18 protein-coding genes are annotated in these 22,685 nt (G+C 41.4%); 2 read left to right on the top strand and 16 right to left on the bottom strand.

The genetic code is table 11. The features are described from left to right. Positions 1-275: 275 nt before the first annotated feature. The 11 genes from MK370_RS05865 to gndA all read right to left on the bottom strand — a co-directional run bounded on the left by MK370_RS05865 (position 276) and on the right by gndA (position 14,421). Positions 276-935, bottom strand: coding sequence for a cystathionine gamma-synthase (locus tag MK370_RS05865; protein WP_125444583.1), 660 nt, complete (start codon positions 933-935; stop codon positions 276-278). Between the two features lie 54 nt (positions 936-989). Beyond that, entirely contained in the window at positions 990-4,091 is a 3,102-nt protein-coding gene (locus MK370_RS05860; RefSeq protein WP_268684542.1) for a DEAD/DEAH box helicase, read from the bottom strand. A gap of 127 nt (positions 4,092-4,218) precedes the next feature. After that, entirely contained in the window at positions 4,219-5,529 is a 1,311-nt protein-coding gene (gene der / locus MK370_RS05855; protein WP_268684541.1) for a ribosome biogenesis GTPase Der, read from the bottom strand. Between the two features lie 42 nt (positions 5,530-5,571). Then, positions 5,572-6,288 carry an NADPH-dependent oxidoreductase gene (locus MK370_RS05850; RefSeq protein ID WP_268684540.1) on the bottom strand — a complete coding sequence of 239 codons (717 nt, stop codon included), beginning with the start codon at positions 6,286-6,288 and terminating at the stop codon, positions 5,572-5,574. After that, complete coding sequence (dnaI, locus tag MK370_RS05845; RefSeq protein WP_268684539.1) at positions 6,285-7,181, bottom strand: primosomal protein DnaI; 897 nt, start codon at positions 7,179-7,181, stop codon at positions 6,285-6,287. The genes MK370_RS05850 and dnaI overlap by 4 nt, the downstream gene beginning before the upstream one ends. Then, positions 7,182-8,342 (bottom strand): DnaD domain protein, encoded by a 1,161-nt coding sequence (locus MK370_RS05840; RefSeq protein WP_268684538.1) that lies wholly within the window; start codon positions 8,340-8,342, stop codon positions 7,182-7,184. It lies immediately after the preceding gene. Beyond that, positions 8,343-8,816: a transcriptional regulator NrdR gene (gene nrdR / locus MK370_RS05835; protein ID WP_268684537.1), complete on the bottom strand. Its 474-nt coding sequence runs from the start codon at positions 8,814-8,816 to the stop codon at positions 8,343-8,345. It abuts the gene before it with no gap. A gap of 167 nt (positions 8,817-8,983) precedes the next feature. Beyond that, positions 8,984-9,799, bottom strand: coding sequence for an endonuclease/exonuclease/phosphatase family protein (locus tag MK370_RS05830; protein ID WP_268684536.1), 816 nt, complete (start codon positions 9,797-9,799; stop codon positions 8,984-8,986). Positions 9,800-9,816: 17 nt separating this feature from the next. Further along, positions 9,817-12,009, bottom strand: a complete 2,193-nt coding sequence (locus MK370_RS05825; RefSeq protein WP_268684535.1) for a PTS transporter subunit IIBC — start codon at positions 12,007-12,009, stop codon at positions 9,817-9,819. Positions 12,010-12,297: 288 nt separating this feature from the next. Beyond that, entirely contained in the window at positions 12,298-12,987 is a 690-nt protein-coding gene (locus tag MK370_RS05820; protein WP_268684534.1) for a response regulator transcription factor, read from the bottom strand. Between the two features lie 9 nt (positions 12,988-12,996). Continuing rightward, on the bottom strand, positions 12,997-14,421 hold the full coding sequence (gndA, locus tag MK370_RS05815) for an NADP-dependent phosphogluconate dehydrogenase (RefSeq protein WP_002905853.1): 1,425 nt from the start codon (positions 14,419-14,421) through the stop codon (positions 12,997-12,999). A gap of 383 nt (positions 14,422-14,804) precedes the next feature. Here gndA and MK370_RS05810 point away from each other — a divergent pair, with 383 nt between their 5' ends. Both MK370_RS05810 and MK370_RS05805 read left to right on the top strand, forming a co-directional pair. Then, a complete protein-coding gene (locus tag MK370_RS05810; RefSeq protein ID WP_268684533.1) occupies positions 14,805-15,941 on the top strand; it encodes an ATP-binding protein in 1,137 nt (378 codons plus the stop codon). 230 nt (positions 15,942-16,171) lie between these two features. Continuing rightward, a complete protein-coding gene (locus MK370_RS05805; protein WP_268684532.1) occupies positions 16,172-16,588 on the top strand; it encodes a hypothetical protein in 417 nt (138 codons plus the stop codon). Positions 16,589-16,639: 51 nt separating this feature from the next. On the opposite strand, the gene MK370_RS05800 is transcribed toward MK370_RS05805, so the two are convergent. The 5 genes from MK370_RS05800 to MK370_RS05780 all read right to left on the bottom strand — a co-directional run bounded on the left by MK370_RS05800 (position 16,640) and on the right by MK370_RS05780 (position 22,685). Further along, positions 16,640-17,875: a DNA cytosine methyltransferase gene (locus tag MK370_RS05800; protein WP_268684767.1), complete on the bottom strand. Its 1,236-nt coding sequence runs from the start codon at positions 17,873-17,875 to the stop codon at positions 16,640-16,642. A gap of 92 nt (positions 17,876-17,967) precedes the next feature. After that, positions 17,968-20,619, bottom strand: coding sequence for a valine--tRNA ligase (locus MK370_RS05795; RefSeq protein WP_268684531.1), 2,652 nt, complete (start codon positions 20,617-20,619; stop codon positions 17,968-17,970). 102 nt (positions 20,620-20,721) lie between these two features. Further along, complete coding sequence (locus MK370_RS05790) at positions 20,722-21,531, bottom strand: hypothetical protein (protein ID WP_268684530.1); 810 nt, start codon at positions 21,529-21,531, stop codon at positions 20,722-20,724. After that, entirely contained in the window at positions 21,494-22,090 is a 597-nt protein-coding gene (locus MK370_RS05785; RefSeq protein WP_268684529.1) for a GNAT family N-acetyltransferase, read from the bottom strand. The genes MK370_RS05790 and MK370_RS05785 overlap by 38 nt, the downstream gene beginning before the upstream one ends. 340 nt (positions 22,091-22,430) lie before the next feature. Next, positions 22,431-22,685: a DUF1912 family protein gene (locus tag MK370_RS05780; protein ID WP_268684528.1), complete on the bottom strand. Its 255-nt coding sequence runs from the start codon at positions 22,683-22,685 to the stop codon at positions 22,431-22,433.

Raw genomic sequence — 22,685 nt, 5'->3', positions numbered from 1 at the left:
CCTTAAGATACAAGGCCATCAAAGCAAGTCAAAAGAGGAAAATCTCCGCAGACTCTAATCAGCCCGCAGGGATTTTCTTTCTTTACAAGCTTTTAGGCACCACCAAAACACCAAAGAAGCCGGACCAATCAGTAAGTCCCAGCTTCTAGCATCGGTCCTCTTCAACCGATGACGGATGTTATATGCAGATAGATTTTACATTTACATAATCAACTAGCAATTTTCCTTATAAACATCAGAAAATTGCAGGCAGAAAAGACTCGAGCAAGCCAGCTTTAATCGCTGTCCAAGCCTGTCAAGTTCAGTTCCTGAGCCTTAGAATGCTTCAACTGCTCCTCCTTAGCTCTATCCTGATTATAGATCTGACTGGTTTTTAAAAAATCATAATTGTTCTTCTTAGGCTTTTCTTCCGGCTCCTGCGGCTGAGGGCTATACTCAGGCTGAATATCCGCCAAAATATAGTTATCCTGCTGAAGCCTATCGCCAAACTTCGTAAATTCCCCCGATGTATTCTTCTGAAAAGGAGCTGTTGGCTTCGGTCTTTCCGCATTGGAAGCTGTCGGAAGCTTTCTGCTGCGGACCTTTGTCGGAAGGTCGCTAGTCAGATAAGGCGCTGAACGCTTTTTTTTCAAATCTGCCCGAGCTTCCTCGCGTGCCTGCTCAGCATAACGAATGGCCGGATCTTTCTTATCAATCGGCTTTTTAAAATCCTTGAAAGCAGACTGCTTTTGCAGCGGTCTTCTGATAGCCTGACTGGCAGCGATGGGAGCATGCCTGTTGGAGTCCACAATCGGCATCCATTCCAAATAATTACGGTCTGTATAGTCTCCGGTAATGTTGCTAATGAGATCCAGTTCGTCATAAAGATTCATATGCGGCATTTCCGTCAGCATGATTTCATCATCTGACACCAGAGGAAATTGTTTATCAGTCATATCTTTTTCCTTTCAACCCTTCATTATTATAAACTATTCAGGCTATTTTTCAAGCTATTCTGCCGAAATTCCCAGAATTTCTCGAATTTCCTCCACAGAGAGACTAGATTTAGCTTCTGCTCCGTCCAGAATAGTCGAAACCAGATTGCGCTTGCTCTCCTGCAGCTCCTGTATCTTCTCCTCAATCGTTCCCCGTGTAATCATCCGATAAACTTCGACATTGCGCTCCTGACCGATACGGTGGGCACGGCCAATGGCCTGGGCCTCAACTGCTGGATTCCACCAGAGGTCAACCAAGATGACTGTGTCTGCACCGGTCAGATTGAGACCGACACCTCCAGCCTTGAGGGAGATCAGAAAGGCTGAACGCTGGCCGTCATTGAAGGCTGTTGTCATGTCCTGACGCTCCTTGGCCGGAGTAGAGCCAGTAATCTTAAAGGACTCCATGCCCATCTTGTCCAGCTCACTCTCGATAATATCCAGCATACCACGAAATTGTGAAAATATGAGGACACGACGATTACCATCTTGTATCTGTTCAAGTAATTCCCGCAAACTTTCCAGCTTACCGCTCTCGCCCTCGTAATCTTCCATAAACAGCTTCGGAGTATCACAGATCTGACGGAGACGCATAAGACCTGACAGAATCTCTATCTTGCTGCGGTTGATTTCATCTTCTGTCGCATGGATAATTCTGTCCTGCATCTGCTTGAGCAGAGCCAGATAAATGGTCTTCTGACTATCTGCCAATTCATTGCGATAGGCAACTTCAATCAAATCAGGCAATTCCTGCAGCACATCTTCTTTCTTGCGCCGCATGACAAATGGCTTGATATAGCGAGCGACTTTCTCAGCCGGCAGTTTTAAAAATTCCTTTTTGCTTGGCAAAAGTCCTGGCATGACAATCTGGAAAATAGACCAAAGTTCTCCCAGATTATTCTCAATCGGCGTCCCAGAAAGGGCGTAGGTATGCTCCACTTCAAAATCCCGCAAATATTGGGCAATCTTGGTCTGGTCATTCTTCATCACCTGAGCCTCATCCAAAATCAGATACTGGAAGTGATTATCCCGGTATTCTTCCACATCCTGCCTGAAAGAAGCATAGCTGGTAATGGTAATCTGATGTTTCTCCGCGATCAGCTCATCACGAACATTTTTCAGACCATACACCACCGCCACATCCAGATGCGGAGCAAATTTAGCAAACTCATCGCTCCAGTTGTAAATCAAGCTGGATGGCGCCAAGATTAAGACTTTCTTAGAGGCATCTATACGCGAACTCAGAAAAGAAATCGTCTGCAGGGTCTTCCCTAGTCCCATATCGTCAGCCAAGATGCCACCGAAGCCATACTTATCCAGCATGGATAGCCACTTGACACCCGTCTCTTGGTAATCCCGAAGGCCAGCCTTAACTTGCAGCTCAGGAAGAGGAAATTCCTCTGGGTGAGTCAGGTCAAAGGCCAGTTGCTGCACATCTTTTGAAAACTGTACCCTATCCTTGCCCTTAAAGAACTCTGCTAGTTGATAAGCCGCCAGACTGCTGGTCTGAATGAAGCCATTTTTAGTCTGCTTACTCCGCAGCTGCTGCAGGGTTCGGCTCATCTCCTTGGTCTCTTCATCGAAAATCAAGACTTGCCCAGACTTACTGATAAAGAAGTCCTGCTCCTTAAAGAGCGAATCAAGCACTGAGTCTATCTCTGACTGCGCAATGCCGGCAAAATCAAAACCAACATCCAAGAGGCCGCCATTAAGTTGAACTGAAACATCTGGTTTTGCAGAAACTCCTAGCTCCTGCAATTGATCAGATAACCAAACCTTACCCAATTTTCTAAATGACGGAATAACCTCAGAGAAGAAATGGTAAATCTCCTCCGATTTCAAGGGTAACCGTCGACTGACAAAATTGTCAGAAAAACCATTAGATACCATCGTTTTAAAAATGTCTTGCTCATGAGTAAAATCACTAGCATATGGTAATTTTTCTAGTTCTTCTCTACTCGTTATCTTTCTATCCTCAAATTCAAAAAGGAGAGTTAAAACGATTTCCCGATTTTCCGCAATGTCAAAACTAAAGTGAGGCGTAAATTCATGTATCATTAATGATTTCGGAGCTTCAACCCGACCAACTTCACTAAACATGGATAAACTACCTGCCAATTTATCTTTCTCAGTCCCATCAAACTGCAAATGCTTTTCCCCGGCTTGACCCATAGGTAAATCTCTTAATGCTTTTATTAAAGTGATTTGTTTATGATTTAATTGGTAAAAGGTATTGCCAGATAAAATATATTGACCATCATATAACATTTTATAATTTTTTTCTGAAACCGCTAATTCAAAGTAATCAGCATTTTCTTCAACCTCAAACTGATAAATCCCAGCATCCTCATGAAAATCCTGAAACATAACTTCTCTGTAACTATAGAAGCCACATTCCAACTGAAATGAAGTGAGATTCATTAACAGATTGACTCCTTCTTCAAATAGACTTGCAGGAAAAAATAAGTTGCGTCCTGTATTTGGAAAAATTAAATTGGATTCTTTTCCTTGGCTATCCTTTACTAGCCCCTGTAAAAAAATGAGGAGTTCCTGACTAGCCTCATCAAATTCTTCAAAGCTAATTGATTCATAATAGCTTTTTCCAATTTGATAATATCCTTTTTTTACTAGAGTCCTAAAAAAAGATAAAATATCTCGAATGACATAAGAACGTTCATCTGGCAAACGTGAAATTCTCAGAGTCCAAAGAATATGTCCAAGGTAATCATCTTCTTGACCAAAAGCAGATAATTCATATCGAACATCCTCTTTAGATTTTTCAGAAAAGATTTTATCTAGAAATAAACTTCCGAAAGATACTAATTTTTGTGTCTCCTGCTGTGAAGTTTCTTTTTTCTCCATATTTTCCAAAAAAGTCTTACCATCTATATCATTTTTTAGAAAATATTCTAAACCAGCTAAATGAGTACAGTATTTTTTCTTTTTAAAAAAATCGCAAGAACAAAAAATAGCATCATCATTTAGACTATACCGTAAATTTTGTTCATCAATCCGAGCGAATAAAAAAGAATCCTTGGCTTCTAAAATTTCAATTTTTCCAGCTTCGGCTAAGTTTATTCCTTCTGTCCGAATCTTACCAGGAATTAATTTTGCCATAATTACCACCTTACATTTATCTCACCATTATACCATACTTTCGATATAAAAAAAGAAAAGCAAGCTCTTATGCTTACTTTCATTTTTACATATAAACGTATGTTTGTCAAATTGATGTTTTACAACTCTACTTCCGCTTCCTTGCAATCAAGTGAATCGGGGTTCCTTCAAAGACAAAGGCCTTGCGGATTTGATTTTCCAAAAAACGCAGGTAAGAGAAGTGCATAAGCTCTTCTTCGTTGACAAAGATGACAAAGGTCGGCGGTTTGGTCGCAACCTGAGTCGCATAAAAAATCTTGAGACGTTTGCCCTTGTCAGTCGGTGTCGGATTAATCGCGATGGCATCCATTATGACATCATTGAGCACTGCTGATGGAATACGGGTATTCTGACTCTGACTAATCTGCTTAATCATATCCGGCAGTTTATGGAGACGCTGCTTGGTTAAGGCAGAAACAAAGATAATTGGTGCATAAGATAGGTACTGGAACTGGTCTCGGATATCTTCTTCCCAGTCTTTCATAGTGTGGTTGTCTTTTTCCAGTGTATCCCACTTATTAACAACGATAACAATACCTTTTCCTGCTTCATGGGCAAAGCCAGCGATTCGCTTGTCGTACTCACGAATTCCCTCTTCGGCATTCAGCACCATCAGAACGACATCTGAGCGATCAATGGCCCGCATAGCCCGCATGACAGAGTATTTCTCTGTATTTTCATAGACCTTACCGGATTTGCGCATACCAGCTGTGTCAATCATGGTAAATTCCTGACCTTCACTGTCTGTAAAGACCGTATCAATAGCGTCACGCGTTGTACCAGCCACTGGACTAGCAATGACTCGGTCTTCCCCCAAGATGGCATTGATCAAGCTAGACTTGCCGACATTAGGACGGCCAATCAAGCTAAACTTAATCATATCAGGGTTTTCAGCTACTTCTTCATTTGGCAGATTTTCAACGATCGCATCAAGAACATCCCCTGTACCAATCCCGTGAACTGAGGAAACTGGGAATGGATCACCCAAGCCCAGCGCATAGAAATCAAAAATCTCATTGCGCATTTCAGGATTGTCGACCTTATTGACCGCTAAAATAATCGGCTTATGAGTCTTATAGAGCATGCGAGCCACATACTCGTCCGCATCTGTAATACCTTCCTTGCCAGACACGACAAAAACGATGACATCCGCTTCGTCCATGGCAATCTCAGCCTGATGTTTGATTTGCTCCATAAAAGGCGCGTCAACATCATCAATTCCGCCCGTATCAATAATACTGAACTTACGGTTGAGCCAGCTTGCTGTCGCATAGATTCGGTCGCGGGTCACCCCTTCAACATCTTCCACAATGGAAATACGCTCACCGGCAATCCGATTGAAGAGCGTTGATTTGCCGACATTGGGCCGGCCGACAATAGCAATAGTTGGTAAGGCCATGTTTTTCCTCTTTCATTCTTTAGGATAGAGCCAAACTCCGCCCTATTTTTCTAATTTCTTTTCTTTGAATAATTGGTCAATAGCTTGATTTGGCTCCTGGCCAAATTGGGCAGCTAGGCGCTGACTCCAGGTTTCCTTAGCTCGCTCGCCTGCATATTCAGTCTGTACGCGGTCATAGGCTTGGATAGTTGAACAATCCTGTTCACGATATTCTTCTTCAAAGACCACGGCTTCATAAGACAGACGCGGTTTGACTGCATGGTTCTGGTTGGGAGTTCCCAGAGCAATCCCAAAGACCGGATAGGTGTAGTCCGGCAGCTTGAAAAGCTCCGCTATTTGACTAGCAGCATAACGAACCAGTCCAATGATTACCCCGCCGTAGCCTAAACTTTCAGCCGCTAACAGGGTATTTTGCCCCGCCAAAGCGGCATCTACTGAGCTAATCAGGAGATTTTCCGGCCCCTCAGGATAAAAGTCTTCCGTATGCATGTGAACGCCCTTTTGAGCACGATTGAGGTCGCCAACAAAAAGCAGGAAGGCCGAAGATTGTCGAATGGCTTCTTGGGGCACTAGGTCAAAGAGGGCTTCTTTTTTCTCTTTGCTTCGCACCACAATGATAGAATAAGACTGGAAATTTTTCCAGCTGGACGCAGCCCGCCCAGCATCAATGATAGCACGTAATTCCTTATCCGAAATCTGCTCCTCCGTAAAGCGGCGAACAGACGTATGAGATTTCATTAAGTTAATCGTTTCATTCATCGGCGGTTCTCTCCTTCTAGGCGTACCTCCTGAGCCAGATACTTAATCCGCTCCATAACTCGCTTAGCCTGCCAAGTCTCATCGCCATTTTTAGAGCTAGCAAAGTGACGTTCCAAATCCGCAAAACTAAAGTTAGAAGTAAAGAAAGTTGGCAGATTTTCCTGCATGCGGTGCTGGAGAATGACCTGCAAAATCTCATCCCTCATCCAGGGGCTAGACTGCTCTGCACCGATATCGTCCAAAATCAGCACTTGAGCTGTCTTGACCTGGTCAATCTTCTCCTTGACCAAGCCGGAACTAATCGCATTCTTAACATCCAAAACAAAGCTTGGATAATGAACTAGAGTAGTTGAAGCCCCTCGCTCTACTGATAATTCATGAGCTAAAGCAGCCATCAAATAACTTTTCCCAATACCAAAATCTCCATAGAGATAAACAGCCTTTTGATAATTAGGATAAGCAGCGACAAAATTAGCCAATCGTTCAAAAATTTCATCACGATTCTTTTTTAAGTCAATTTGACTGAAACTCGCATCTTTAAGACTAGAAGGTAGATTAATTAGATTGATCCGTTCTTTAATATTTTTCAACTTTTCCTGCTCAAACAACTCAGGTGTCTCTTCATAGGCAACATCCGCATAGCCTTCATTCTTCACCAAGATTGGTTTATAACCCTTGGCAATATAGGTCTCGTCCCCAAGCAAAAAGCGGTTGCGCTCCGTAATATACTGGTTAAACTTGGAGACACTCCGCTGAATCTCAGCTTGAGTCAGCTTTTCCTGCTGGATAAAGGCTGCCACATCTGGATCCGCCATAATCTGCTTGACTAGCTCCTGATAGTCAAAATGCCGCACCCTGTTCCTATGAGGTATATTCTGTCCTATTTTCTCCATTTAAGCGCCACCCGAACCCTTTCTAATTTTTTCTAAAAGCTTGCGTCTTTTCTCTTCTAATTTTGCTTGTTGCTCAGGAGTAGTATCATCTTTATAGTCAGGATTACTCCAGATTGGCACATTGCTTTTGGCAGAAGCTGAGCTGACTTGCGCAGGACGATTATTCGTCTGCTGGTTGCGCTCACGGATTTTCAAGACTGCTTCCTCAGCTGTCGTCACCTTTTGATAAGAAAAATCATTAGCTACCTTGAGGGCATACTTTTCATTGAGATTGGCTGAATCCACCTTACTAAAGGTCAAGAGCAAGATTACGTTGATAACCTCGTCCAAAAGGCCTAATTCAGCTAAATCTAGCAAAAGCTTTCTCTCCGTCCGCGTAATAGCAGCCTGACGGGTCTTTTTGATTTCTGCCAGGAAGACCATTGGCGATGTTCGTTTCGCTTCTTGGATGATAGACTGCTCCTGCTTAGAAAATTGGCCTTCTGCCGGCTTCTGAGCTAGCTTTTGCTTCATCCGCTTGGTAGAAAGGACCTGAGAAACAGCAGTTTCTCTAGCTAAGACATAAGTCTCATACCAAGTCCACTTTTTCTGCTCAGCAATTGCAAACAATTCTAATAAATCTTCTTTTTCATTGGCAAAACGAAGATTGTCCTGAGCCATCCGTTGCTTGAAATACTCCAAATCAAAATCATTGGCCTTTCGCACTGCTCTTGATTGCTCAGCTTCCATACCAAACACCTGCATAAAAGGTTTGACCAATTTCTCTCCGCTAGGATTTTCTGGTCGCAGGGTTTCTGCAGCAGCTTCGCCGATTTTCTTTTCCAAGAGCCGGCTGTACACATTATGGCTGAAAAATTCCTCCGCCGTTAAGGTCGAGTGGAGTTGAATCAGATAATGGTCATCTGTTTGATAAAGGTCTACTAGCTTAATCGCCGCTAAACGCTCAAAACTTTCTTCTAAAATATTCAGTCCAAAATCTAGATGATTGAGAATCTGACTGAAGAGGTGCTGCTTTTGCCCATTATCCACAAAAGACAGCAGATAAAGATAAAGTGTTACTGCTTCTCTCCCCAAAATCGGCAGATAGAGCTTGGTCAAAATAGCAATATCTGAGCTGACTGCATTATTGCGCAAGAAAGAAAACTGATGGTTCGGTTTCATTTATTTGTCCTTTTTCTTCTTGGACCCCTTGGTAATCTGCTTGAGCAGGCTTTCTAGCTCGCCCACATCCTTGAAACTCCGGTAAACACTGGCAAAACGAACGTAGGTGATTTCATCCAGCTCAGCTAGTTCATCCATGACTAAGGATCCAATATACTCACTATTGATTTCATTGTCGCTCTGACTGCGGACTTTTTGCTCGATTCGGTTGACAATCCCCTCTATTTCGTCACTAGATACTGGCCGCTTTTGAGCGGAGCGAATAATACCGTTAAAAATCTTATCCCGAGAAAATTGCTCACGTGTCCCGTCCTTTTTGACAACCACTAGGGTTCTCTCTTCGACGCGCTCGTAGGTCGTGAAGCGGTGCTGACATTCTTCGCACTCACGACGGCGGCGGATCGTATTCCCATCTTCTGCCTGTCTGCTATCAACTACACTTGATTTATTCCCACCACATTTCGGACAACGCATACCATTTCCTCCTAGAATCCTAATACTTCATTATAACACGTTTTCAAGAATAACAAAAGACAGCCGTTTGGGGTTTGAAATTTCGTCATTTTCTCCTAAATATATGTTTATCAAAAAAAAGCGAGGCAAACCTGTCTCATTCTCAGTCTTGCCTCATCTTTTTACTATTATAAAGTCACTTGCACTTCTAAACCGAAATGGTCACTGACAACAGGGGTTTCTTTGCCGTCAAAAACGACAGCGGAGCGCTCAACGTCCATCCCTTGACTAGTGAAAACATAGTCTATCTTCAGAGCATGCTTATTATCATCCCAGCCTGCGATAGTCCCTTCTACTGTTGCCTCTCCGATAGCTTCTTTTGCAACGGTATGACTATCCTGCAGCTTCAGCGGACTAGCTAAGATGGTCTGGTAGCCTTGCTGGCCAACCGGGTTGTTGAAATCACCCATGAGGACCAGAGGACTTTCCGCTTTTAGCAGCTCTGCTTCAAGCTTAGCCCATTCCCCTTGAAAACCTTTATCCCACCAAGACAGATGGCAGGAGGCAATTGTCAGCAATTGACCTTCTACCTCAGTCTCGGCTAGCAAGACCTTGCGGGTATGGTAATCCGTAGGATCATTAGCCTCTGATACCAGAACTTCTCTAGGAGTCATAGGATTTCTAGATAGGATTGCCACTCCTTCGTTGTAAATATCAAACCCAATATGATTATAGGCCCAGGACCAATGATAGTCCAGTCCTGCCTCAGCCAACTTTTCTACCAGACATAGAGCAAAATGGTCTTGATGAATCGCAATTGCACCCTCAACGGCCTGATAGAAAGGAGCCTGAACAACCTGTTCAGACTCCGTTAATTGATTGACTTCCTGCAGGCAAATGACATCATATTTTTCTTGAAGAATGCACTCTACCAACTGATTAAGCTTAGTTTCTTGCTCTTCTTCCATCCAACTATGAGTATTTAATGTCAGGAATTTTGCCATGATTTCTCTTTTCTATATTACAATTCAACCTTAGCAACAACTGTCTTAGCAGACGCTTGACCAAGTTTTTCTACCGTCACAGACTTGATAGCTGCTGCATTTGTGAAGACTACGATTGTTGAAGTTTCACGTCCTGCTTCCTTGATTGCTTCCAAGTCAGCCGTTACAAGAAGATCTCCAGCTGCAACTTTTTGCCCTTCAGAAACATGAACTTCAAATGGTTTACCTTCAAGGCTAACAGTTTCTAAACCAATATGTACCAAGACTTCCAGACCGTTATCTGTCACAAGACCGATAGCATGCTTGCTAGGGAAGACACTAGTTACTGTACCAGCAACTGGTGAATAAATCTTACCATTTTCAGGCTCAACTGCAAATCCGTCTCCCATCATTTTTTGTGAGAATACTGGATCTTTAACATCTGCCAAGTCAATAACTTGACCGTCCGCAACAGTTTCAACTTCCTCAGTCACACCTTTGTAAGAAACTGCGGCAGCTGCTGATTCTGCTTTTTGGCTAGGAAGTGTTTCAGGAATCACTTCACCAGAATCCAACAAGTCTTGGATATCCGATTTAAGAACGTCAGCTTTTGGTCCGTAGATAGCTTGAACGCCTTGGCCTTTCATAACTAAGCCCATAGCGCCTTCAGCTTTCCACTGTTCTTCTGTTCCAACTTTTTCAGCATCTTTGACAGTCACACGCAGACGAGTCATACATGCATCTACATCAACGATGTTAGCGCGACCACCCAGAAGATTGATAACATTGACTGCTTGAGAAGCTGCAGCAACTTTACCACCAGTTGACTCTGATGAAGAAGCTTCATCTGAACCTTCTGCTGTTTCATAGTTACCGTTACGTCCTGGAGTTGCATAGTTGAACTTCTTAATCATGAAGTTAGAAATGAAGTACATCACAACACCAAAGAGAATCGTTACCCAAATGAAGTTGATGATATCCATCCCCAGGCCAGCATTGATGGCCATTGGAGTACGGGTCAAGAATTCGATAGAACCGAATGAGTGTACGCGAAGGTTGACGATGTCAGCCATTGCAAAAGCAGCACCCTGAACAACTGAGTAAATCAGGTAAAGAGGAGTTGCTACAAACATGAACATGTACTCGATTGGCTCAGTAACCCCTGTCAAGAAGGTCGCCAAAGCAGTCGCAATCATCATACCTTTGTATTTGTGTTTCTTGTCAGCATCCACATTGTGATAGATAGCTGCTGCTACCCCCATAAGGATACCGAAAGAACCAATCATCTGACCAACTTTGAAGCGAGCAGGGTGAACAGTCTCAAGTAAGTGCTGGTATGTAGAAGGATCTGCTGACTTCGTACCAACCAAGTCAGTTACCCAAGCTAACCAAAGTGGATCTTGACCGGCTACAGTTGTTCCCGCACCAGAGCCAGTAATAACCTCATAAACACCACCTAGCTCTGTGTAGTTCATAGGAATAGTCAGCATGTGGTGCAAACCAAATGGAAGCAAGAGACGTTCCAAAGTACCATAGATGAATGGTGCCAAAACTGGCGCAGTATCTTGTGAGTTAGCAATCCAAATACCAAAGCTGTTGATACCTGATTGAACAACTGGCCATAAGAATGACAAAACAATTGCTACGATTGCTGAGCGCAAGATAACAACGAAAGGTACAAAACGCTTACCATTGAAGAATGACAAGGCATCTGGCAATTTACGGAAGTTATAGTACTTGTTGTAAGCAGTTGCTCCGACAAAACCTGCGATAATTCCGACAAAGACACCCATATTCAGAGCTGGTGACTCCAGAACGCTGATGAAATAATCAGAAACCTTAATAGATGCACCAAACATCGTTTTAACTACAGCTTCCTTATCCGCAAGCATATCGCTGTTAACACCAAACATGACACCAGTGATACGGTTAATCAGGATAAAGGAAAGACCAGCTGCAAAGGCACCGCCAGCGCGTTCTTTTGCCCAGCTTCCGCCGATAGCCAAAGCAAAGAGGATATGCAGGTTACCAATAACCCCCCAACCAATCTGCTCTAAAACACCACCGGTAGTGACTAAAACACCTAGATTTGGATTAATCATCGGAATCGATTTACCGATACTAATCATCAGTCCTGCTGCCGGCATAACAGCAACGACCACCATCAAAGCTTTACCGAATTTTTGCCAAAATTCAAAGCTAAAAATGTTCTTGAATGAATCTTTCATCATTCAGACCTCCTTATATTTTTTGCAAACAAGTCCGTTTTTGTGAAATCGTTTGCATTTAGATACATCTATTATAGCACGATTTTTTATTTTGTAAAGGCTTTTATAAAAATATTTTCTCTTTTTTTTGCATCCCAAAGGCTAAAATTTCTTTTTACGAGACATGTTTTTGCTATATTTTAACGAAAACGATTGCATAGAATAACCAGAAAGTCCGCATTATTTCTCCCATAAATACTGTAACAAGCGCAAAAAAACTCCGTCTCCTAAGGAGAACAGAGTTTTGAATTTTTATTCTTGCATGGCATAACCAACACCGCGAACAGTTTTGATATAGCTTGGCTGCCCTTCCACATCAATTTTACTGCGCAAATAACGAATATAAACATCTACAACGTTGGTCTCGGTTGCACTCTCGTACTTCCAGACACGCTCCAGCAGCTGCTCTCGGCTCATGACCTTATTGCTGCCCATCAGGGTCACCAGCAGATCGTACTCCCGCCGCGTCAGCGCAATGACTTCCTCACCACGGTAAACCGTATGATTTTTAATATCCACTCGCAGATTCCGGTAAGAGGTCGGAATTTTCAAAAGACTGCAGTGCTGGTCAATAAAGTCGCGCCCGCGGAAAATGATGGAGACACGCTCCACTAAGTCACTGATAATGAAAGGCTTGACCACGTAGGAAACGGCAAAATGCTGAATTGCTTCCTGCTGATCTGCAATCTCTTCGCGACTAGCCAGAACGATAATGACGGTCGCTGGCTTAATCAAGCTCAACTGCTTAGCAAAATCGCTGGCAGTCATATCTTGAAGATCGTAGTTGATCAAGAGCAAGTCATAATCCACATCTTTAGCCAGAGCCAGTCCCTCTTGACCTGTCTCAGCTAAATCTACAAGAAAGCTTTCCTTTTGTAGTTCCAAACTCACAAATCGGGCAAGATTTTTTTCATTTTCTACTAGTAAAATTCGCTTTGCCATAGGCCTATCCTATTTTTCGTCGTACCAAGAATAGTGGTAGGTACCTTCTTTATCTTTACGGTTGTATGTATGAGCACCAAAGTAATCACGCTGCGCCTGAATCAGGTTAGCTGGCAGATTTTCCGCACGGTAGCTATCAAAGTAAGCAATGGCACTGGAGAAAGTTGGCACCGGTACTCCTGCTTGCACAGCCAAGCTGACAACATCACGGACTGCCTGCTGATACTTAGCCGTAATATCCATGAAGTACTCGTCCAAGAGCAGATTTGCCAAGTCAGCATCACGACCGTATGCATCCGTAATCTTTTGCAAGAAACGGGCACGGATGATACAGCCGGCACGCCAGATAGAAGCAATCTCACCGAAAGGCAGATTCCAGTTATTTTCCTTAGACGCTACACGCAATTGAGCAAATCCTTGAGCATAAGACATGATTTTTGAGAAGTAAAGAGCCTGGCGGATCTTTTCAATCAGCTCTGCCTTGTCTCCCTCAAAGGTGAAAGCAGCTGGTTTTGGCAATACCTTGCTGGCAGCTACACGCTCATCTTTATAGGTAGAAATGTAACGCGCAAAGACTGACTCAGTAATCAATGGCAGTGGCACACCTAAATCCAGCGAAGATTGACTGGTCCACTTACCAGTTCCCTTATTGCCAGCCGCATCCAGAATATAGTCAACGATTGGGCCAGCTTGACCTTCATCGTCCTTGCGTGTCAAGATATCCGCTGTAATCTCAATCAGATAGCTGTCCAACTCGCCTTTGTTCCACTCTGTGAAGATGTCAGCCATTTCACTAGCTGAAAGCCCCAGCAAGTGCTGCATCAGGTCATAACTCTCAGCGATCAGCTGCATATCTCCATATTCAATCCCGTTATGGACCATTTTTACATAGTGACCAGCACCATCAGGACCGATATAGGTCACACATGGTGCACCGTCTTCAGGAGCTTTAGCAGAGATTTCTTCCAAGACATCCGCTACCAACTCATAAGCTTCTTTTTGACCACCCGGCATGATAGATGGTCCTTCCAATGCACCCTTTTCACCACCGGAAACACCTGTACCGATGAAGTTGATACCAGAGTTAGCCAGCTCTTCATTACGGCGAATAGTATCCTTGTAGAAGGTATTCCCACCATCAATCAGGATATCGCCCTTATCCAAGTGAGGGAGCAAGGCCTGAATAGTCGCATCTGTACCAGGACCAGCTTGAACCATCAGCATAATCCGACGTGGCTTTTCAATAGAGTTGACAAAAGACTCTACATCATAGCTTGGCACAAAGTTTTTCTCAGGATGAGAAGCAACCACGTCCTCTGTCTTGTTTGCTGAGCGGTTATAGATGGCAACTGTATAGCCACGAGATTCGATATTTAGGGCAAGGTTACGGCCCATAACAGCCATACCAACAACACCAAAATTTGCTTTAGTCATTATGTTCTCCTATAGTTTGTTTGTCTTATTTTATCATTTTTAAGGCTTAAAAGAAAGTATTAAGTCGGAGGGCATGAAAGGGGGATGGCGAGAAAAACAAGTATAAGCCAAATATTCCTTTAATTTACACTAGTAAATAGAATCCAAAATTCAGGGAATCTAGAGTTACTGGAACATCAAAATTCAACATGGTTAGCCCCACACTAACTAAGCATTATTAATTGGGCACTTGTAGATCGTCCTGCAGTCAAACTATTACTACGAATTTAATACAAAGATATCCAAATCAACAACGAAAAAATAGTATTAACGGTATTTTACTCTCTTAGTTTTAAAAATATGATATACTATTTCTAAAAAGCTATGAAATATAGGAGTCCGATATGTCTGAAGAATTTACACTTAACTACCATGCTGCAACGATTCAACATCTAGGTATTGGATTATATAAACAGTTACCACAGGCAATTGCTGAGCTCATCACTAATTCTTGGGATGCTGACAGTCATAATGTCCAAATCAATATAAATTATAAAGAAAAAATAATAATTGTTTCAGACGACGGTAACGGTATGTCAGCAAAAGAGATAAATGAAAACTTCTTAACTATTGCTAGAAATAGACGTTTGACAGATAAACAAAATGATGAAAAAAGAGAAACTGGGCTCTCGAAAAATGGTAGAAAAGTCACAGGCAAAAAGGGACTTGGAAAACTAGCATTATTTGGTATTGCTAATACAATTATCATTGACAGTATCCAAAACGGAAAACTTAATTCTTTTGAATTGAATTATAATGACATACAAAGTTCATCCAATAGTGTTTATCATCCAAAAACAATCAACTACAATGTTAAAACATCTGAACCAAATGGTACAAAAATAATCATTAAAGATATTACTTTAAAAAATCTCACCAAAATTGAATCATTATATGAGAGTCTTTCTAAAAGATTTAATAAGTATTCTCGTACAGATTTTTTAGTCACTTTAACAGATGAAAATGGTCTCACTATGGAATTAGATGAGAAAGTATTTGTCAAAAGTATACGACCCAAGGAAGATGAAACTGAGTTTACTTTTTCTTTTCCAGATGATTTTGAAACTCTTACAAATAAGCATTCTCAAGTAGCCATTCGTAAACTTAAAGAGTTTCATATAAACGGGATTATTTATACCAAGAAAACACCTTTACAAGCAAATCAACGTGGATTTTCAGTACTATCTAGAGGGAAGCTAGCAAGTGAACAATCTGTTACACAATTTCAAGATAGAGCAAATGATAATTTCTATAGCTATGCAGCTGGGTACTTTAATATTGATTTTCTTGATGATGATAATAAAAAAGATTTTATTTCAACAGATAGACAGTCTATTAGATGGGAAGCTGATGAAGAGCTAATAGAAATCAAAGAAAATCTTAACAAACTAATTGGGATTATTCAAAGAGAATGGAGAAAGCGACGTTCTGAAGCAAAAGAAAAAAAGCGCAAGAAAATATACAAAAAAATTCCTCCTTAGTAGAAACTACATTATCAACCGAGGATAAAAAAAGTATCAATAAAATCAGTAAAGCATTAGAAAATGATAATGTTGATATACCTGAACAAACAAAACAATCTATTTTAAAAACTGTAATAAAATCAACTCCCTCATATAAAAAGGATCACAGTGTGTATAAAGAACTAGTCCCAGCTAATTTTAGAGTTCCACAAAATATTGGTACTAAAATCCGAAGGCTAAGAGAGGAGATGATAGAAGCAGCGGAAGATAAAAATATCGATCGTTTCATTTTGACCCAAGGCTTGCTATTACGTGCTATGATTGAAAGTACAACAACAACATTATTGAAACGTTACTTGGAGGAAGCAAGTACTAATGATTTAATCATAATGAATAACAGTCCAAAAAGACTGACTGCTGAAAATGATGTTGACCCTCTAAGCTTTAAAGTTAAGTATGAAACCATGGTTCGACTGCTTTCTAGGAGAGGAAAAATACCTTCAAATAGAGTTCAAAGCCTAATTGACGAATTTTCAAATATAAAAGCAACAGAGCATTTAAATACATTAATGCATGATGCTCATAATTTCCCTCAATTTGATACCTTAAAAACAATATGGAATGCTGTAGCTCCTCAACTGCTTGCTGCGTTCGATCTTTTGTAACTAAAAAATCAACATATGTTCAATTTCTAAATGATGAACATATGTTGATTTTTATTTAAATTCCAATGTCAAAATCGCATCAGCCATCTTTTTACTAAAAATTGGAGGAACTGCATTACCAATTTGAGTAAAAGCGCTAGTTCTAGAATCTAAAAAATAGTAATTATCCGGAAATCCCTGTAATCTAGCTGCCTCTCTCACAGTAATTGATCTATTTTGTTTTGTATCTGGATGAATATAATGATGACCATCTTTTGAAATATGTGCAACTACTGTATGTGATGGAGAATCCCATGAAAGAGCTTTGAATCTGTCCAAAAATTTATCCGTATGTTTATGGGTTTTTAGCCCTGAGTCAAGATCACTATATTTAATATTTATACCATTTTTCTTAGCTCGTGCTACAATTTTGTAAATTGCTAAGTCGTTGCTATTATTTGGTCTTGAAATATTTTGAGTTAATGGCGTTTTAGAATCCTGTAAAAAAAATCGTTCAACATAATCATTTGATAAATTTGTATAAGAATTGTTTACTTCTCCCGCCCTTAAACTAGGTAATCCCTGAAAAGCTGTTTTAACATCCACCTCATTTTCTTCATATTTTTTAAGATTTTTAAAGAATTCCTGAATAAGTTCTTTTTTCCTGTTCATCACTCCAAAGATAATAAGTCTTTCTCTTGATTGTGGGACACCATAGTTTTTAGTATTTAAAACTTCATAACCTAAAGAATAGCCAGCCTCTTCAAATTCTTTTTTCATTCTAGGTAATAAAAACTCATCATCAGCATCTCTAAAACTCAATAATCCTTTTACATTTTCAAAAATAAAAAATTGGGGTTGATACTTGTTTAAAAAATGTATATAAAATTTATATAAATAAATTCTTTCATCTGAAGACTTTTTACTAGCATTTCTAGCTCTTCCAATGGTTGAATAAGCTTGGCATGGAGGACCTCCTATAATTCCATCAACGTTTTCCCCTAAATTATCAAAAAAACTAAAAATACTGTGAATATTTTCTTGACTAATTTCAAAATTAAGAATTTTATTCAATTTTTCTTGAGGTACAGGTTTCAACAAATCCTCTATACTAGTCTTACTATTTAAAAAATCATTATAAAGTCCTAATTTATTTTTTTCTTTTAAATAATAATATGCTTCTCTAAGTTTTAAAGTTTCACAAGCTGCTTTTTCTTTCTCCACGTGTCCCAATATTTTATATTGCTGATTTCTGAATCCCTCAGTTAAACCACCCGCACCGCTAAATAAATCTATTATATTAACCATAATTAAGCCTTTTAAAAATAAAATATATTGCATCAAATACACACTGCTACCTATTATACCAAAAACCTCAGCAAATTGATAAGATTTATAGCTTATTTCACCAACTTCTTCATCTCATCAATACGTGCCACAGTCGCATCGTACTTAGCTTGGTAGTCGGCTTGTTTGTCGCGCTCTTTTTGGACGACTTCTGGTTTGGCATTGGCTACAAAGCGCTCGTTAGAGAGTTTCTTGCCGACCATATCCAGTTCTTTCTGCCACTTGGCTAGTTCTTTTTCGAGACGAGCCAGTTCTTCCTCGATATTGAGGAGGTCTGCTAGCGGCAAGTAGATTTCTGCGCCTGTGATGATGCTGGACATGACTAGCTCAGGCACAGCAAGGTCTGCCGCAATTTCCAGATGCTCAGGATTGGTGAAACGTTTGATGTAGTTGACATTATTCTTGAAGAAGGTTTCCAGCGCGCTGTCTGTCGTCTTAATCAATATGGTAATCGGCTTGCTTGGCGCCACATTGACCTCAGCTCTGCTATTGCGCACAGAACGAATCAGATCCTTGAGGGCTTCCACGCCAGCTGCTGCCTCGGCATTTTCAAATTCTGGACGAACCACTGGATAAGCCGCTGTCACAATGGTGCCTTCTGAGATTTGACCAAAGATTTCCTCGGTCACGAAAGGCATGATTGGGTGAAGCAGGCGCAGGATTTGGTCCAGAGTGTAAAGGAGGACAGAGCGAGTGATGACTTTCTCGTCGTCATTGTCGCTGTAAAGCACTTCCTTAGTCAGCTCCACATACCAGTCAGCAAATTCATCCCAAATGAAATTGTAGAGAATGTGTCCAGCTACACCAAACTCAAACTTGTCGAAGTTCTCAGTTACCTTGCCAATGGTTTCATTGAGGTTGTGGAGAATCCAGCGGTCAGTGACATTACCAGCCTGACCAGCAGCCACCTGAGCGATATTCTCACGCGCCGCATCCAGCGTCAAGCCTTCATTGTTCATGAGGATATAGCGGGAAATGTTCCAGATCTTGTTAATGAAGTTCCAAGAAGCATCCATTTTCTCGTAAGAGAAGCGCACGTCTTGTCCAGGGGCAGAGCCGTTTGACAGGAACCAACGCAGGCTATCTGTTCCGTACTTATCAATAACATCCATCGGATCAATACCGTTACCAAGAGATTTAGACATCTTACGTCCTTGCTCGTCACGAATGAGACCGTGAATCAAGGCATTTTTGAATGGCGACTTGCCAGTAAATTCCAAACCTTGGAAAATCATCCGAGACACCCAGAATGGGATAATATCATAGCCAGTTACCAAGGTTGATGTTGGATAATAACGCTTGAAGTCTGCAGAGTCTACATCCGGCCAGCCCATGGTTGAGAATGGCCAAAGGGCAGAACTGAACCAAGTATCCAAGACGTCTTCGTCTTGAGTCCATCCGTCACCTTCTGGTGCTTCTTCGCCCACATAGATTTCGCCATTTGCATTGTACCAAGCAGGGATTTGGTGACCCCACCAGAGCTGACGAGAGATAACCCAGTCGTGGACGTTTTCCATCCATTGGAGGAAGGTATCGTTGAAGCGTGGCGGGTAAAATTCTACCTTGTCATCTGTAGCTTGGTTGGCAATGGCATTCTTAGCCAGCTGATCCATCTTTACGAACCACTGCGTAGACAGACGCGGCTCAACCATAACGCCAGTCCGCTCTGAGTGACCAACGCTGTGGACACGTTTTTCGATTTTAACCAGAGCACCGATTTCTTCTAGCTTAGTAACGACTGCCTTACGAGCTTCAAAACGGTCCTTGTCTGCAAATTCAAAGGCCAAGTCATTCATGGTTCCATCGTCGTTCATAACGTTAACTTGTGGCAAGTTATGGCGTTGCCCAACCAAGAAGTCATTTGGATCGTGAGCCGGCGTGATTTTCACGACACCAGTCCCAAACTCAGGATCTGCGTGTTCGTCCGCCACGATTGGGATTAGTTTATTAGCGATTGGCAGGATAACGTTTTGACCAATCAAGTCCTTGTAGCGTGGGTCTTCTGGATTGACCGCAACGGCAACGTCTCCGAACATAGTCTCAGGGCGAGTGGTCGCAACTTCAAGGGCGCGTGAACCATCCTCCAACATGTAGTTCATGTGGTAGAAAGCACCTTCAACGTCCTTATGGATGACCTCGATATCAGAAAGGGCTGTGCGAGCTGCTGGGTCCCAGTTGATGATAAACTCACCACGGTAGATCCAGCCTTTCTTGTAAAGTTCGACAAAAACCTTGCGAACAGCTTTTGACAGACCTTCATCAAGGGTGAAACGCTCACGAGAATAGTCCACAGAGAGGCCCATCTTGCCCCATTGTTCCTTGATAGTTGTCGCATATTCGTCTTTCCATTCCCAGACCTTGTCGAGGAATTTCTCACGACCGAGGTCATAACGAGAAATGCCCTCGTCACGCAAGCGCTCCTCAACCTTAGCCTGGGTCGCAATCCCCGCATGGTCCATACCCGGAAGCCAAAGCGTGTCAAAACCTTGCATGCGTTTTTGACGGATGATGATATCCTGCAAAGTCGTATCCCAAGCATGACCAAGGTGGAGTTTCCCAGTTACGTTTGGTGGTGGAATCACGATAGAATAAGGCTTAGCCTTTTTATCGCCTGAAGGCTTGAAAACATTCGCATCAAGCCATTTTTGATAACGACCAGCCTCAACCTCGGCTGGATTGTATTTAGGTGAAAGTTGTTTAGACATGTGTGTTCTCCTTATCTATTTTTTACTTCTTTGATAATTCGTTTTCTATTTTTCCTGTAGTTATAAAATAAAACAGGAGCCTTCATTGATTTTTTTACTTTTTTATCTTAAATACCTTTTTATTTCTCTAATATAGGTATTTTCATAAGTATAAGGTAGATATAAATAGAAGATTTCGTACGCAAAAATTAATGCAACACTAATAAAGTAAAAAGGCATACCTAAATTGAATTTATAGATTAGGTTCCATGTTATACAAATATACGGAAACGCATAAAGTATAATAAATATCCATATTTGCTCTTTTTGTTTTTCAGATGGATTTGAAATAAAAGCATTTGTTATAGATGGCTGTAATAAAATTAAAATAAACGCACAAGAACTTATAAAAAGATTTATTACATGTATGATACTAGTTTTGTCACTTACAAAATTATCAGATACTATATAAATACAATAAAGAGATGAAAAAAACAAAAGGTAATTCAGCACTCGATTTATCGCCTTAGTAGGTTGAAATCTTACTTCACTTTTCGAACGTTCCCAATCAAATTTTAATAGCAATTCAATATAGAATGCTAACCTATCAAAATCAACTTCCTCCCCACCATCTAGTAAATCCCAAATATGCCCGTCTTTCATATAATACGGCTTAGTATTCTTGGACTCCATATTTCTCCCATATGGATTTATTTCTGATTTCAACTTGATTATGGCAGACTCTTTTTTATTATCATCACTTAATTCTGATAATATTTCTTTTAATTTTTTCCGCCATTCAGACCGTTCTTTTGTAACAAAATCTAAATTGTTCTTTTTATTATTTTGAACGAAAGCGATTATAGCACTAACGATTGTACTTATCCCAACTGCACTAATAATAGAGACGATTTGTTCGATAGTCAACTTCATTTTTTCCTCTCCTATCACTCCTCAGCAAGCCATATATCAGACTGTCACAGCGATTGCCCTGAGCATCTTTGCGGTCCCTTATGCGAGCTTCTAAGGTAAAGCCAAGTTTCTCTGCGACTCGTTGACTTTGGACATTATAACCAAAACATTTCAGTTCTACCTTGTGGAGCCCCAAATCCTTAAAACCTAGGTCAATCAAAGCACGTGCTGATTCTGGGACATAACCTCGTCCCCAATAGTCTGGGTGCAAGGTGTAGCCAATCTCCAGTACATCGTCTGCGTGGCGATGATTGAAATCAACAGATCCGACGATCTTATCCGTTCCTTTGACGACAATTCCATAGCCCGATGGGAGGTTCTCCTTTTGATTGCGCTCGGGCAGAATATGCTCCAGGTAGTAAATCTCATCTTCCAAGGTCTTGACAGGCGGAAAGCCTGCAGGGTAGGAGACTTCTGGCAGACTAGCGTAGGCATGGATATCTTCGGCATCCGCCACTGTGCGGACTCGTAAGACTAGACGCTCCGTTTCTAATCGTTCTGGTAATTGTACTTGCTCCATCTTCCTACCTCACTTTCCATAAAAAAGTCCCTGCCATCTACATGACAGGGACGAATGTGTTTATCCGCGGTACCACCCAATTTCGGGCAGATGCCCGCAACTTTTCTCTTCTTCTTTCTCTTTCATGACGTCGTTAAGTCGCTTTGGCATACACTAGCATAGCCTGCAGCTCCTTGCCCAGTCCTAAAAGGAAACAAAAAGACACTTTTATTTCAATTTTTCATCTCATCAGCAACCAGCTTTGACACATTTGTGGACTTCTCAGCACCGCCACTTTCTGTAAAATGCTTGACTCAAAACACCTCTGATGAACTTATTCTAACACCTTTCCAGTGAAAAATCAATAATTTCTCTCACCCAAAAGTCCGTCTGGCAGATCGTGAAATCCTTGACCCGCCTGATAGTTGGCGAATTTCCCCAAAAGAAACTGATAAGCGTCTAAACGACTCTCATAGCGAATGGCCGCTTCCTTAGCCCGCTCGTCCTGGTCCGCCTCGTAGACTGCCTGACTCTCCTTAAGGGCCATCTCGTTAATCATGACTTGGGTCTTGATCCAAGCTTCAAACTCCTGTAAAAATTCCTGTTCGTAACTCAT

Origin of the sequence: Streptococcus sanguinis, assembly GCF_026781265.1 — a bacterium.
GTDB classification, from domain to species: domain Bacteria; phylum Bacillota; class Bacilli; order Lactobacillales; family Streptococcaceae; genus Streptococcus; species Streptococcus sanguinis_T.
Note: the sequence above shows the minus strand (reverse complement) of the source record. Positions and strands in the feature narration are given on the sequence as shown.